The organism is Aeromonas sp. 102P (assembly GCF_051920345.1).
GTDB lineage: Bacteria > Pseudomonadota > Gammaproteobacteria > Enterobacterales > Aeromonadaceae > Aeromonas > Aeromonas veronii.
Genome location: NZ_JBQBCZ010000001.1, coordinates 1,956,515 through 1,969,018 on the forward strand (window position 1 = coordinate 1,956,515; position 12,504 = coordinate 1,969,018).

At 59.3% G+C, this 12,504-nt stretch carries 11 protein-coding genes and 1 pseudogene; all 12 read right to left on the reverse strand.

From position 1 onward, the window contains the following. Positions 1-13 precede the first annotated feature (13 nt). Positions 14-1,222 carry a tyrosine-type recombinase/integrase gene (locus ACTG1K_RS09455; RefSeq protein ID WP_440005171.1) on the reverse strand — a complete coding sequence of 403 codons (1,209 nt, stop codon included), beginning with the start codon at positions 1,220-1,222 and terminating at the stop codon, positions 14-16. 261 nt (positions 1,223-1,483) lie between these two features. After that, positions 1,484-2,248: a chitin disaccharide deacetylase gene (gene chbG / locus ACTG1K_RS09460; protein WP_440005172.1), complete on the reverse strand. Its 765-nt coding sequence runs from the start codon at positions 2,246-2,248 to the stop codon at positions 1,484-1,486. A gap of 53 nt (positions 2,249-2,301) precedes the next feature. Continuing rightward, positions 2,302-3,648, reverse strand: a complete 1,347-nt coding sequence (locus ACTG1K_RS09465; protein ID WP_440005173.1) for a 6-phospho-beta-glucosidase — start codon at positions 3,646-3,648, stop codon at positions 2,302-2,304. Between the two features lie 145 nt (positions 3,649-3,793). After that, positions 3,794-4,621 (reverse strand): transcriptional regulator ChbR, encoded by an 828-nt coding sequence (chbR, locus tag ACTG1K_RS09470; protein ID WP_005350023.1) that lies wholly within the window; start codon positions 4,619-4,621, stop codon positions 3,794-3,796. Positions 4,622-4,675: 54 nt separating this feature from the next. Beyond that, entirely contained in the window at positions 4,676-5,029 is a 354-nt protein-coding gene (gene chbA / locus ACTG1K_RS09475; RefSeq protein WP_421277104.1) for a PTS N,N'-diacetylchitobiose transporter subunit IIA, read from the reverse strand. Positions 5,030-5,065: 36 nt separating this feature from the next. Then, positions 5,066-6,447: pseudogene (locus ACTG1K_RS09480) on the reverse strand (glycoside hydrolase family 1 protein). 68 nt (positions 6,448-6,515) lie between these two features. Next, positions 6,516-7,877 (reverse strand): PTS N,N'-diacetylchitobiose transporter subunit IIC, encoded by a 1,362-nt coding sequence (gene chbC, locus ACTG1K_RS09485; RefSeq protein WP_005350031.1) that lies wholly within the window; start codon positions 7,875-7,877, stop codon positions 6,516-6,518. Positions 7,878-7,887: 10 nt separating this feature from the next. Further along, positions 7,888-8,208 (reverse strand): PTS sugar transporter subunit IIB, encoded by a 321-nt coding sequence (locus ACTG1K_RS09490; protein ID WP_005350034.1) that lies wholly within the window; start codon positions 8,206-8,208, stop codon positions 7,888-7,890. Between the two features lie 631 nt (positions 8,209-8,839). Continuing rightward, positions 8,840-9,607 (reverse strand): GspN family type II secretion system protein ExeN, encoded by a 768-nt coding sequence (gene exeN, locus ACTG1K_RS09495; protein WP_323913855.1) that lies wholly within the window; start codon positions 9,605-9,607, stop codon positions 8,840-8,842. Further along, complete coding sequence (gene exeM / locus ACTG1K_RS09500) at positions 9,604-10,095, reverse strand: GspM family type II secretion system protein ExeM (RefSeq protein ID WP_323913857.1); 492 nt, start codon at positions 10,093-10,095, stop codon at positions 9,604-9,606. Before exeM ends, exeN begins: the two co-directional genes overlap by 4 nt. Then, positions 10,092-11,276, reverse strand: a complete 1,185-nt coding sequence (exeL, locus tag ACTG1K_RS09505) for a GspL family type II secretion system protein ExeL (RefSeq protein ID WP_421342740.1) — start codon at positions 11,274-11,276, stop codon at positions 10,092-10,094. Before exeL ends, exeM begins: the two co-directional genes overlap by 4 nt. 122 nt (positions 11,277-11,398) lie before the next feature. Beyond that, positions 11,399-12,400, reverse strand: a complete 1,002-nt coding sequence (gene exeK / locus ACTG1K_RS09510; RefSeq protein WP_236367996.1) for a GspK family T2SS minor pseudopilin variant ExeK — start codon at positions 12,398-12,400, stop codon at positions 11,399-11,401. Positions 12,401-12,504: the final 104 nt, after the last annotated feature.

Sequence of the window (12,504 nt, forward strand, 5' to 3'; positions counted from 1 at the left end):
GGCCGCTTCCTTCCTATTCAGTTGGTGAATTACCAGATACAAACTTAGCCCACGCATCCATCATTGGACGTCGCTGATCCAGCAAGTCAGTTCGGTGGTACGCAGCTTCTACCTTGTTCTGCACTGTATGGGCTAACGCTCGTTCAGCGAGATCCCGCGCATAGCCCTGCTCGCTGCACCAGTCTCGAAAGCTGGAACGAAAGCCATGAGCCGTTGCCATTCTGCCAGGAGTGCAGCTCTCCGCTTTAGCTCTTCTCAGAAACATCGTCAGCACTGTGTCTGAGAGTGGTACTTGGTCTCTGGGAGAAGGGAATACCAATTCGTCATGTAGTCCCCTTAACCCCTTCAGGATCTCGACAGCACGAAGAGATAACGGAACACGATGTTGTTGCTTGGCTTTCATACGCTCGGCCGGTAGGGTCCAGATCTTTGCTTCCAAGTCTACTTCTGACCACCTCATGGCTCTGACTTCACCTGAGCGGCAAGCCGTCAGGATCAAGAACTCCAGCATGGAGCGGGTTACATCGTACTGTTGCGCTGTTCGCAGATGCTTTTGCACAAAGGCGGGGATATCACGCCAAGGCATCGCGGGCTGGTGTTCAACCCTCACTGATTTGCTGGGTTGAGCCGGTAGTAAGTGACCCACCACATCCACCGGGTTTGCGGAGGTATAGCCGTGAGCCCATGCCCAAGCCATCACTGCGTGTAGGCGCTGCTTAACACGGCTTGCTGTTTCCGGGACCGTCAGCCATATCGGTTGAAGAACTGAAGCGATATGAGCTGGGGTTATCGCATCAATGGAGATAGCGCCAATGGTAGGAAAGGCATATTGCTCCAATGTGGTGATCCATTGCTTACCGTGTTTGGGGTTCTTCCAACCTGGTAGCAAGCTTTCGTAGACCAATCTGGCAGATGCTTCCAACGTCGGGATCTTCGGCTTGTTCTGCTCCTGCAGTCGGACCTCTAGCGGATCCAGGTTATTCGCCAGCTGTTCCCGCATTGCCTGTGCGTCTCGAGCTGCATCAGCGATGGATATCTCGGGGTAAGTCCCGAGGCCTGCATTCCGCCGTTTCTTTGTCAGTGGGCTGACATAGCGGAATACCCACTTGCCTCTGCCCTTGGCGGTAGAAGGGTGTAGCGTCAAGCCTGTAACGCCACCGTGAGCAAGGGGTTTATCTTCCGGCTTGATGTTACGAGCTTTGGTATCGGTGAGGATTGCCATCAGGGAACCTCCTTGAGAATTGAATATGCCACGCAGTATGCCACCAAGCATGCGCAGTGGTAATATGTGATTGGGATGGATTGGACAATGCTTGGCTATAACTTACTGATAGTAAATGGTGTGTTGGGTTTGCGTGGAGTTGATTGGACTTGATTGCGGCGGGCACCTCCTCCGCCATATTCAAAGAGAAAGCCCAAGCGGTCACCCGCTTGGGCTTTTTTGTATCTGCGGTTTTTACCGGTCCACCTGATGGCATGCTGGCTATTGCCACTCCCGATAGCTGGCGAGGCGGTAGCCGCGCTCGGCGATAAGGGCGGGCAGGGACGGGTCGGTCAGGATCGCCAGTTCGTTGAGGCGGGGCTGGCAGTAGGAGCTGCCTTGCATCTCCAGATCGATAAAGGAGGGGTGGCACATGATCTCGAGCGAATGGGCCCCCTGTTTACTGGCCTCATCGAGCAGTTGTAGCAGGCTGTTTTGGGTCAGCTGCGCGCCGTAGAAGCGGTCGTCGAACCGATCGCAGCTTTGCGGGTGGTTGACGGTCAGGCCGTGGCGGGCTATTTCGTCCCGGTCGATGCGAAGGGGCAGTTCATGCGCTTTGGCGAAAGCCTCCACCAGCGGGTAGATAGTCGGCAACATATGAACATGGTGGTGGCTGTCGATATGGGTCGGCTGCTTGCCGAAGATCGCGACAAAACGCTGATACTGACTCGCCAGCTCGCCGGATATCTCGGCCAGATCCAGCTCTCCCGCCTCGCTCTTGTGCCAGATCCCCTTGTTGAGCTCGCCCTGTTCGTTCACCAGCGAGGTGAGCGGCGTGAGCGGCTTCCCCCAGCTGAGAATAAAGTGCAGCCCGACTGGCAATTCGGGGAGGCGTTCGGCCAGCCAGGCGGCGTGTGCGATAGCGGGGGAGGTGACGATGGCGCTGGTGGAGCTGACGACCCCTTGCTCGAACGCATCTACGATGCCGTAGTTCTGGGCGCGGCAGAGGCCGAAGTCGTCGGCGTTGATGATCAATCTCTTGCTCATGAAGATTCCCTTGCGGTTAAGCGCCCCGCCAGTTCGGGCGGGGCGTGTTGGCCTCAGGCGAGGGCGTCGATGGCGGCGGCGAAGTTGGGCAGGTGTTCGCGGTGGGCCAGCAGCAGCTCGCGGGCGACGATGCGGGCATCGTTGTCGGAGTGGATCAGCGGGTTGAGGTTCATCGCCAGCAGCAGGTCATCGAAGTCGCCACTGATGGCAGCCTTGGCGGCGGCTATCTCGAAGCTCTTGATGAGGTGCACCAGCCCGTTCACCTTGTCGTCAAAGCGGGTGAGGCGCGGATGGGGAATGGCGCCGTCACGGCCGATCAGGCAGCTCATCTCCACCGTCCAGTCGGCCGGGATATTGGTGACATGGCCCTGATGGGGCACGATGACGTAGTGCTCGCTCTGCTTGTCGTTGTAGATGGCGCTGATCACTTCGCAGGCTGCATCGGAGTAGTAGGCGCCGCCACGCAGCTCCAGCTCCTTGGGCTTTTCGCACAGATCGGGATTCTGGTAGAGCTCGAACAGTTTCTTCTCGACCTGCTGCACCACTTGAGCCCGGGCGCCGCCTTTATAGAACTCGCCCATCTCGATCCCCAGCATCTCTTTCTCCTTGAAGTAGTAACGCAGGTAGGAGCAGGGAAGCAGGCGCAAGCCGCGGATAAAACCGGGTTCGAACGGCAGGTCGAAAATGTTTTTGACCGAGCTGGCGCGGGTCAGGCTGCCATCGGCGACCCCTTCCAGCAGCTCGTCAAAGCGTGATTCGCCGTTGACCAGCACATCGCCGATAAAGACCAGATGATTGAGGCCGAACAAATCCATGGAGAGGTGATCCTGCTCGGTCAGTTTGAGGGCATCACGCACAAACATCTGCATGCCGACCGGAATGTTGCACACCCCGATAAAGCGGCGGAAGTTGGTATGACGGCGCACCGCTTCGGTCACCATGCCGGCCGGATTGGTGAAGTTGATCAGCCAGGCATCCGGGCAAAGCGCTTCCACGTCGCGGATGATGTCGAAGATGACCGGAATGGTACGCAGCCCTTTAAACAGGCCGCCTGCACCGTTGGTCTCCTGCCCCAGCATGCCGTGGCTCAAGGGGATGCGCTCATCCTTCTCCCGCGCCTGCAACTGGCCGACCCGCAGCTGAGTAGTGACGAAGTGGGCGCCCACCAGTGCCTCGCGGCGATCCAGGGTCTTGTGCAGGGTCATGGGGATGCCCGCCTGGCGGATCATCCGCTGGCAGAGATCGAAGATGATGTTCAGTTTCTCTTCGCCAGCGGGGATATCCACCAGCCACAGCTCGCTGATGGGCAGCTCGGCGTAGCGCTTGATGAAACCATCGACCAGCTCGGGGGTGTAGCTGCTGCCGCCGCCTATGGTGACTACCTTGATCTTCTCGCTCATAAATCCCTCTTCATCGATCTTTATCGGTTTGATGGTGGCCGCTCTGTCATCAGGGTGAGAGGGGCCTCAGCCCTCTGTGGCAGGGGCTGGTGACAATGGGTTGGTTCTCTTGAACCGGGTTGTTTAGGTCAGCAACTCGCTGGTCTCAGGCTGAACTTTCGAATTTCGGATAGAGATATTTGCGGTAACTGCCCGGGGTAAACGAGGTGAGCTTCTTGAAGTTTTTGATAAAGAGGCTGACGTCGTTGTAGCCGGTCTCGAAGGCGATATCGGCCACCGAGTTATTGGTCACCTCCAACTGCATCTTGGCGTAGTTGATCCGGATCTCGTTGATGATCTGCATCGGCGTCTTGTTGTAGTAACGCCGGGTGGCCCTGGTCAGATACTCCTGGCTCTTGCCACAGAGGGAGACCATGTTGGCCAGCGCATCATCGGCAAAGAGGGGGCGATCGTGCATCCGCTCCACGGTTTCATGGAGCCAGAGCGGAAGATCATCGCTGGCGGAGGTGTCCTTGTAGTGACGCAGCCGGTTCATTACCGCGTAGGTCACCACTTCGAGAAATTCGGTCAGTGCCTCTTCCCTAAAGCCCGGGGAGACCAGCACCGACTCGATGTAGCTGAGGAACTCGCTCTTGAGCGCATAGGCCTGTGAGGCGACGAAGTGTTCCGGCAGCAGGTATTTGAAGTGCTCGTCAAAATAGGTACGGGTGATCCCGACGTTGAAGATGCGGGTGGTGCCGAACTCGTAGAAGCTTTGATGGCGGGAGCCGAGCGGGATAAACACCACGTCCCCCCGCTCCAGCAGCACCCGCTTGCCGTTGACCTCCTGATAGTAACGACCGGTCAGTACTAGGGTAAACTCGTAGTAGTCGTGCTGGTGCAAACCGGTTCCGCTCACCTGTTTGTTGTAGATGAACATGTGGAATGGTTTGTTGTTAAACAGTTCGGTTTCCCGGATTGTTTTAACGCTCATGAGTCGCTTCCTGATCTGCGGGCCGATGACGGGGCCTCTCGCCCCGTCCGGAGGTTATTGGTTCTGCAGCTTTGCGTGCAGCTCGATCAGCTCGCTGATCAGCTCACGGGCCAGCATGGAGGTCATCAGGTGATCCTGGGCATGGACCAGCACCAGGGTGACCGGGATCTTGCCTTCCCCCTGATCGTCCTCGATCAGCTGGGTCTGCACCAGATGGGCGGCATTGAGCGCCTCGCGGGATTGGGCCATCAGCTGGTGAGCGGCGGCCAGGTCCCCCTCCTTGGCCTTTTTCAGCGCGGTGTAGGCGAGACTGCGGGCCTGCCCGGAGTTGATGATAAGCCCCATTACCACCTCTTCCAGATCGTTGCTGGTGGTGGCCTCTTCAGTGATGTTGTCCAGATCGAACATGTGTCGTTCCTTACGTAAATGCGTTAATTGAAACCGTTAATTAAAACCATGGTTGCGCGCTACCTCGGCAAACCAGTAGCCGCTCTTCTTGATGGTGCGCTGCTGGCTCTCCAGATCGAGGCGGACGAAGCCGTAACGGTTCTTGTAGGCGTTGAGCCACGACCAGTTGTCGATAAAGGTCCACAGGTGATAGCCGCGACAGGCGCTGCCCTCTTCCAGTGCGCGATGCAGCCACTGGAGGTGCTCGCGAATGAACTGGATGCGGTAGTCATCCTCCACCCGTCCCTCGGGACCGATAAAGCGCTCTTCCCCTTCGACCCCCATGCCGTTCTCCGAGATGTAGCAGGGCAGGTTGCCGTAGTTGACTCGCAGGTCGGTGAGGATGTCGTAGATCCCTTTTTCGTAAATCTCCCAGCCGCGGTGGGGGTTCATCTTGCGGCCCGGCATCTCGAGTAGTCGAACAGATCTTCCGGCGTGCGCGGTACACCCTGCCACGCCACCTCTTTGGCCTTGACCCGGCGCGGCTGGTAGTAGTTGATACCGAGGATATCCACCTTGCCGGCGGCGAGCAGCGCCTTGTCACCCTCTTCGATCTGCGGCAGCAAGTCATACTGCTCTAGCAGCGCGACCAGCTCGGGGTCGTAGCTCCCCTTCAGGGCCGGATCGAGGAAGCTCTTGTTGAGCAGCAGATCCGCGATGCGGGAGGCGGCGAGATCTGCCGGATCCTGCGAGCGGGGATAGGTCGGGCTCAGGTTGAGGATGATGCCGATCTCGCCATCATGCTGGCAGGCGCGATAGGCCTGCACGGCACCGGCATGGGCCAGCGCGGTGTGGTAGGCGACGGTGGCCGCCCTACCAAAATCGACCACGCAGGGGTAGTGGTAGTGGCCAAGGTAGCCGCACTCGACCGGCACAATCGGCTCGTTGAAGGTGAACCAGTGCTTGATGCGACCGCCAAACAGGTCGAAGCAGCGGGTGGCGTAGCGCACATAGGCGGCCACCACTTCCCGGCTCTCCCAGCCGCCACGCTCCTGCATGCACATCGGCATGTCGAAGTGGTAGAGGTTGATAAGCGGGGTGATCCCCTCGGCCAGCAGCCGGTCAAAGACGGCGTTGTAGAAGCTGACCGCCTCCTGGTTGATTTCGCCCACCCCGTCCGGGATCAGCCGTGACCAGGAGATGGAGGTGCGAAAACTGTTGTGCCCCAGCTGCTTGAGCAGCTTGATGTCGCTCTCGAAGTTGTCATAGAAGGTAGAAGTGTCGGTCGGGCCGACCCCGTTGTGGAAACGCTGCGGTTCGATGGAGAACCAGTAGTCAAAGATATTGGCGGATTTGCCGCCGCGGTTGGCGGCGCCTTCCATCTGCGGGGCCGAGCTGGCGCTGCCCCACCAGAAGTTATCCGGAAAACGATACTGCATGGGTTACTTCTCCAGGCTGTTAGGGGAGGAGTTTTGCTCCTCCCTTGCTGTCATTGGAATGGCTGTTATCAGAACTTCAGAGCCAGAGCGATATCCTCTTCGCTCTCCTCTTCTTCATCGATGACGTTCTGCGCTTTGTTGGCAATCAGCACGAAGGGGATGTACATCATGGTCGCGACACCCAGGTTGAATATCGCCAGACAGAAGGCGGCCACGCTGCCGTTGGTGTTGAAGAAGGCTCCCAGGCCGGTCGGCATGGTCCATGGCGCTATGTTGGTGATGGGCGGGATGATCCCGGCGTAGTAGGCCGCCATGGTGATCCCCATCAGTACCGGGTGCACCAGGATGAAGGGCACCAGCAGGATGGGGTTCATGATGACCGGCAAGCCGAACAGGATGGGCTCGTTGATCTGGAACATGCCGGAGGGCAGACCCAGCTTGGCGACCTGACGGTAGTCATCGCGACGGGAGACCATAAAGATGGCGATGATGAGGCCCAGCGTGGCACCGGTGCCGCCAAGGAAGACGAAGGAGTCGGTGATCGGCTTGGCCCAGAAGTGGAACTGCTTGCCTGCCTCCAGAGCAGCTTCGACCGAGCCGTACTGGTTGTAGAGGGCGACGTTTTCCAGGGCGAAGGGGAAAAGTACGCCTGACTCCAGCGCAGTGAGCGCTAGCATGCCGTGTACGCCGAAGAACCAGAGGAAGGAGGAGAAGATCACATAGACCCAGCCCACCAGACCCCCCATATTGGCCAGCGGGGTGGAGATACTGTCCATGATCAGCTGGTGGAAGTTGGTGCCGGCATTGTTCAGCAGGTAGGAGATCACCCCCATAATGGAGAGGATGATAAAGCCCGGGATCAAAGCCGAGAAGGAGCGGGAGACAGAAGTTGGAACGCTGTCTGGCAGGGTGATGACCCAGTTGCGACGGACGATAAAGGCGAACATTTCGGCCACGGCGATACCGATCAGCATGCCGGAGATGATGTTGGCTCCGCCCAGCCAGTTGGCGCCGACCGCATAGGCTTCGCCCACGCTGAACGGCGTGACGGTCATAAAGGCTGCAACCGACAGCAAACCGGAGGCCAGGGGGTCGGTCTTGCGCTCTTCTGCCAGAGCCAGACCAATAAAGAAGGGGGCCATCAGGGACATGATGCCCAGGGTGCCGTTATAGACGTTGCCGCCGATGCTCTTGAGGCCATCAAGGGTGGCGATGGTGGCGGGATCGATCCGCACGCCGATGGAGTAGAAGAAGGAGCCTTCGCCAAAGCTCAGAAAGACGTTGTTGATGAGAACGAACATGGCCCCGACCAGCGTCAGGGGCATCAGCTTGATAAAACCGTTCTTGATGGCGTTGACATGAGGTTGTTTGCCCAGCTTGACGGCTATGGGCAGTATGACCTTCTCCAACGATGCGATGATGTTGCTCACAGGGATCTCCTTACTGCGCGAGGCTCTTCTTGATAGAGGCTACCGCCGCCTTCAGTACGCCGAGGCCATCGACCTTGCCATAGAGCAGGGTGTCGATCACCTCGACCGGCTTGCCCGGCAGTTGCTGCTGGATCTCCGGCAGCATGTAGGCGATTTGCGGGCCCAGCAGCACCAAATCGGCATCCTGTCCCTTCTCGCCAGCCAGGGTCTCCGGATAGGCATCGATCAGCACCGGCACATCATATTTTTCCGCCTGCGCCTTCATCTTTGAAACCAGCAGTGAAGTGGACATCCCGGCAGAGCAAAACAGGTAGATACGCTTCTTTTCCATAAACCTTCCCTCAACGCTTGAAAACCAAATGAACAGATCGGTCGAGATGGTTGCCTGTTGTGTTATCAAGACAAATCAATCATCTCAAATTGACTTCATTGTATCGGTCTCTGGGTTCCATCTGGTATTTAGATGTTTTTATCAATAGTCTCTGGTTGACCTGTTGTTTTGCCGTTGCTCACATTTCTGATGGGGTGGCACAAAGGAAATGAGATTGAATGGGGCGTGAAGAGGATGATTTTCTTTTTTAATCGTTATTTTTCAGTTAGTTATTTTTATTCTTTTGTGGGCGGCTGTAATGTGGCTGGAAAAGATCAATAACGGGTGATAGCTCACATTTATCAAATGATGCAATCTTATTGATATTTAATTTTGCTATGGCGAGTTGCCACTTTTTGAGCAAGGTGTGTGCTCATTGACCATTTGCGGCAAGTGGATTGACGAGTGAGGCTGGTTGTTGCTGCGCAGAGCGGGTTGAAAGAGAGGGGGATCAGACACTCTTACAGGGGACGTGGCTGTACGTCAGAGTTAAATGAGTAAGGGCTGAGGGGGTCAGTGCAGTGAGAGGAGAAGGCACAAAGGGATAAACAAGCTGACCCCGGAGTGGCTCCGGGGTCGGCGGGGGATGGCGTCAGATCCGCCCCTGATAGCGCAGGGGGAAGCGGCCTTGACTGTCGGGCTGTCCGAGGAAGGGGAGCCCTTGTTGCATCTGCGGTGGCAGTTCTGGGCCCGGTTTCAGACTGCCCTGGAACAGGTACTGGCCATTGGGTTGCAGCTCGAGGCGACCCATGGTCTGCACCGCATCCGAGCCCTGCTTGAGTTCGGCCACCATTTTGGAGTCGAGGCAGGTGAGTTTCAGCTCGGGGTCGGCCAGATCCAGCTTGCCCGCCGGGGTATCGGCGCTGGCGTTGTACCAGTCGAGGTTGCCGTAGAGGTTGTCACACCAAGGGTTGCCCTGGGCAAACTGCTCCACTTTGAGCTGCAGCTGGCCGCTGACGGTGAGCGGGATCGGCAGGCGCATCGGCACACGGCTCAGCAACCAGGGGGCGGGGGCGTTGAGGGTCAGATCCCGGCCGAAGGCGGCGCCATTCCAGCCGACAACACCCTGACCATTGAGTCCGTTGCGATCGCCAAAGCGTATGGCCACTTCGGGGGCGAAGCGCAGCAGCGACCAGCCGTTGAGATCCCAGCGCAGCTGGTTCACCGATTCGCTGGCATATTGCAGTCGGGCAATCTGGCCACTCCAGAGGGTGCCGCTCACCCCTTCCAGTTTCAGCAGGTTGGCAACGTTGGCAGTCAGCGGCAGATGGCGCGCCACCAGCGCTGCGGGCAGGGTGGCCAGCAGGAAGACCAGATAGGCGGCCAGAAACAGGCTGGCAATCAGGATGCGTTTTTTCATTGTGGACGACTCAACTGCAAACGTCTGACCTTGACCAGACCCGGGGCCAGATCCTCGCGGGCGATCTCGATGATTTGAACCTGAATGCCGTGCTGCTCCACCAGCGTGGAGAGCCAGAGCAGCAAGTCATCGAACTGGACCGTGTCGATCCACACTTGCAGCTCCTGCGCCTGGGGTTGCAGCCGGGCAATCTTGATCTTGTGGTTGAAGGCGGTGCGGTTGACCACCCCTTCCAGGGTGCCGCTGGTGTCTATCTGGCGCCCCTGACCCCCCTGCATGGCCAGCACCTCTTCACCTTTCTCCTTGAGCCAGGCGAGGGTCTGCTGCTGGTTCTGCACCTGCCGCTCCCGCTCTGCGATGCGGTTGGCGATGGGCTGCCAGACGCTCCAGTAGAAGAGACCGACCAGCAGCAGAACGCCGCCTGCGACCACCAGCCGCTGTTCCCGTGCTGTGATGCCGTGCCACCAGCTCTGCAATTTTTCCATCATGATGATTTACCCTTGAGCACCAGTGCGCCCTCTACCTTGCCCTCGGTGCTGCGCACCTCGCCTTGCTGTACCTCGAATTGCTTGCCAGCCAGCTCACGGAACCGCTCGATCTCGGCGAAGCCGGGAGCGGTCACCTGCAGCCGCAGCTCGCGGCGACTGGCATCAAAGCGCATCACCTGTGGTTTCAGGCCGGGGACTTCGGCAAAGGTGGGGGCCAGCTCGGTGAGCATCAGCAGCACGCCGTTTTGCGGGGCCTGTCCCATCTGTTGCAGATGCTGGTTCATCTGGCTGCGCACGTTCACGATGCGGCTCTCACCCGGGAAGATGCGGGTATAGACGGCACGGATCTCCGCTTTCAGCGTCTTGTCCTGCTCGGTGAGCTGATAGAGTTGCACGCCGCGCTGGCCGAGGGCCACCAGCAGCAACAGACCGGCGGTGATGGCTACCTTGCGCCACTGCAACCAGTAGCGGGCATATTCGGTCTGCGGCCGGTAGGGGCCGGTCAGCAGGTTGGCCCGGCAGGTGAGGGCCCCCTTGGCCAGCAGCAGCATGGGCAGCTCGGGCTCCGCCGCCTGCCAGTTGGCGGCGGCAATGGCGGGCACCGGTGTGTGGCTGTGGATGGTGATCGGCTCTACTTCGGTTGCCAGCAAGATGGCCAGCAGCGGCTCGTCGGCTACGATCCCCTGACAGGGGCCCTGGCGTACCAGCCACTCGCTGCCGAGCTGCAGGGCAGACCAGCCATCAGCGGCCTGTGGCAGCGCCAGCACATCGGGCAGCAGTTGCAGGCTCTTGAGGCCAGCGGCATCGAGCCAGCCGAGCCACTCGGCCATCTTCTGCCGATCCACCGCCATCAGGTCGACCTGTTGCCCTTCGTGGGCCAGCACCACCAGATGGAGCTCGTCCACATCGGAGGCGATCTGCTCCTCCAGCAGGTAGGGGAGGGCCGCCGCCGACTGGCGGTTGTAGCGACCCGGCAGGGTGACGCGCCGGAAGATCAGATCGCTGCCCGGCACCAGGGTGACCACGGGGCGGCCACCGGCCCGCTCCTGCAGCTCGCCCAGAGCATCGGCCGAGGGCAGGGTGCCGGAGGCGATGATCTCCTGCTCCTGACCGGACCAGACCAGCCAGGCCACGGGTTGTTGTTTATTGGTCCCCAGTCGGATGACCAGACTTTCGCTCACGCATCTCTCTCCTGCGATACCGGTTTGCAAAGGGCGTTGTGCGCCCTGGCAACCGGTGCGCAGCCCGCAGGCTGCATCCAACATCTCTCGTACCCGCGGGCGATGGCCTGCAGGTGCGCTGTTTATTCGGCGCCGCTACTGAGGCGGCGCAGCATCACCAGTTTATTGTCCTTGCCCCGCTGGAACAGGGTTTCGAGCCAGGCCCGGTTATCGCCGACCTCTGCCACGACTCGGGCTTCGAAGAAGTCGCTCTTGACCACCAGCGCCTCTTTCAGCCCTTTCACCGAATCGACCGGAGCGAGCATGTCTGTCATCAGCTTGCTCTCTTTCCACCCCTTCTGTGGCCGCTCGTTCAGCACCCGCTTGGCGTCATCCAGCCCGATAGTGCCCAGATAGAGGGCGACCAGCAGCTCGGGGCGCTGGGGGGCAAGGGTATTGATATTGATCTTCAACTTGTCGCTGGGCAGGGTGCAGACATAGGGGGCCAGTTTGGCATAGACCCTGGCCGTCACCCCGCGCACCGCCCTCAGCTCATCCTTGCCCAGCATCCACTGGTTGGCGGTCAGATAGGGTGGCTTGAGCCCCTCGTAATAGGCGTCCTCTGCGCCAAGGCTGGAGACCAGCACAGTATCCTTGTCGGTCCAGTCACGGATGGCATCGGTGAGCTGGGCCGCCTCGTAATCATCCATCGCCAGCTGCTTGAGCAGTTCGCGAAACACCTGCACCGGATAGGGTTGCTGCGCCAGCTCCTCGCCGCTCCCCGCCTTGGAGGCCACGCTCAGGCTGTTGAGGTTGAAGCAGGATTGCAGGTCGGTCACCTCGCCCTTGAGCTGGCCATCGTCCACCGGAAACACAGTGTTCTTGCGGGCCCAGTTCTGGCTGAGGTTGACCACCTCGGGGTTGTCCTTGAAATCCTGCGTCAGCACCTTGCTCACCAGCGCTTCTGCCGAGAGGGCATACCACCACGCCTGTTTGCCGGTGGTGATGTTGGCGGTGCGGCGCAGCTCAAGCTGCAGGCGGCCGCTCATATTGCTGGCGATGATCACCATCACCGAGAGGATCAGCAGCACCACCAGCAGCGCCATGCCGCGCTGGCGACCGGGAGCGGCGAGATTAGCCCGCATTGGCGCCCCCTCCGTTCTGGCTGTCACCATTACCGCCATTGGTATTGCCGTTGCCGCCGTTGTTCCCGTTATTGCTGTTGTTGCCGCCCCCCTGGTCGGGGTTG

Excerpts from the sequence above, each read along its gene's own strand:
- ACTG1K_RS09455 (WP_440005171.1), bottom strand. The coding sequence starts at position 1,222 with ATGGCAATCCTCACCGATACCAAAGCTCGTAACATCAAGCCGGAAGAT.
- chbG (WP_440005172.1), bottom strand. The coding sequence starts at position 2,248 with ATGAGCAAGAGATTGATCATCAACGCCGACGACTTCGGCCTCTGCCGC.
- ACTG1K_RS09465 (WP_440005173.1), bottom strand. The coding sequence starts at position 3,648 with ATGAGCGAGAAGATCAAGGTAGTCACCATAGGCGGCGGCAGCAGCTAC.
- chbR (WP_005350023.1), bottom strand. The coding sequence starts at position 4,621 with ATGAGCGTTAAAACAATCCGGGAAACCGAACTGTTTAACAACAAACCA.
- chbA (WP_421277104.1), bottom strand. The coding sequence starts at position 5,029 with ATGTTCGATCTGGACAACATCACTGAAGAGGCCACCACCAGCAACGAT.
- ACTG1K_RS09490 (WP_005350034.1), bottom strand. The coding sequence starts at position 8,208 with ATGGAAAAGAAGCGTATCTACCTGTTTTGCTCTGCCGGGATGTCCACT.
- exeN (WP_323913855.1), bottom strand. The coding sequence starts at position 9,607 with ATGAAAAAACGCATCCTGATTGCCAGCCTGTTTCTGGCCGCCTATCTG.
- exeM (WP_323913857.1), bottom strand. The coding sequence starts at position 10,095 with ATGATGGAAAAATTGCAGAGCTGGTGGCACGGCATCACAGCACGGGAA.
- exeK (WP_236367996.1), bottom strand. The coding sequence starts at position 12,400 with ATGCGGGCTAATCTCGCCGCTCCCGGTCGCCAGCGCGGCATGGCGCTG.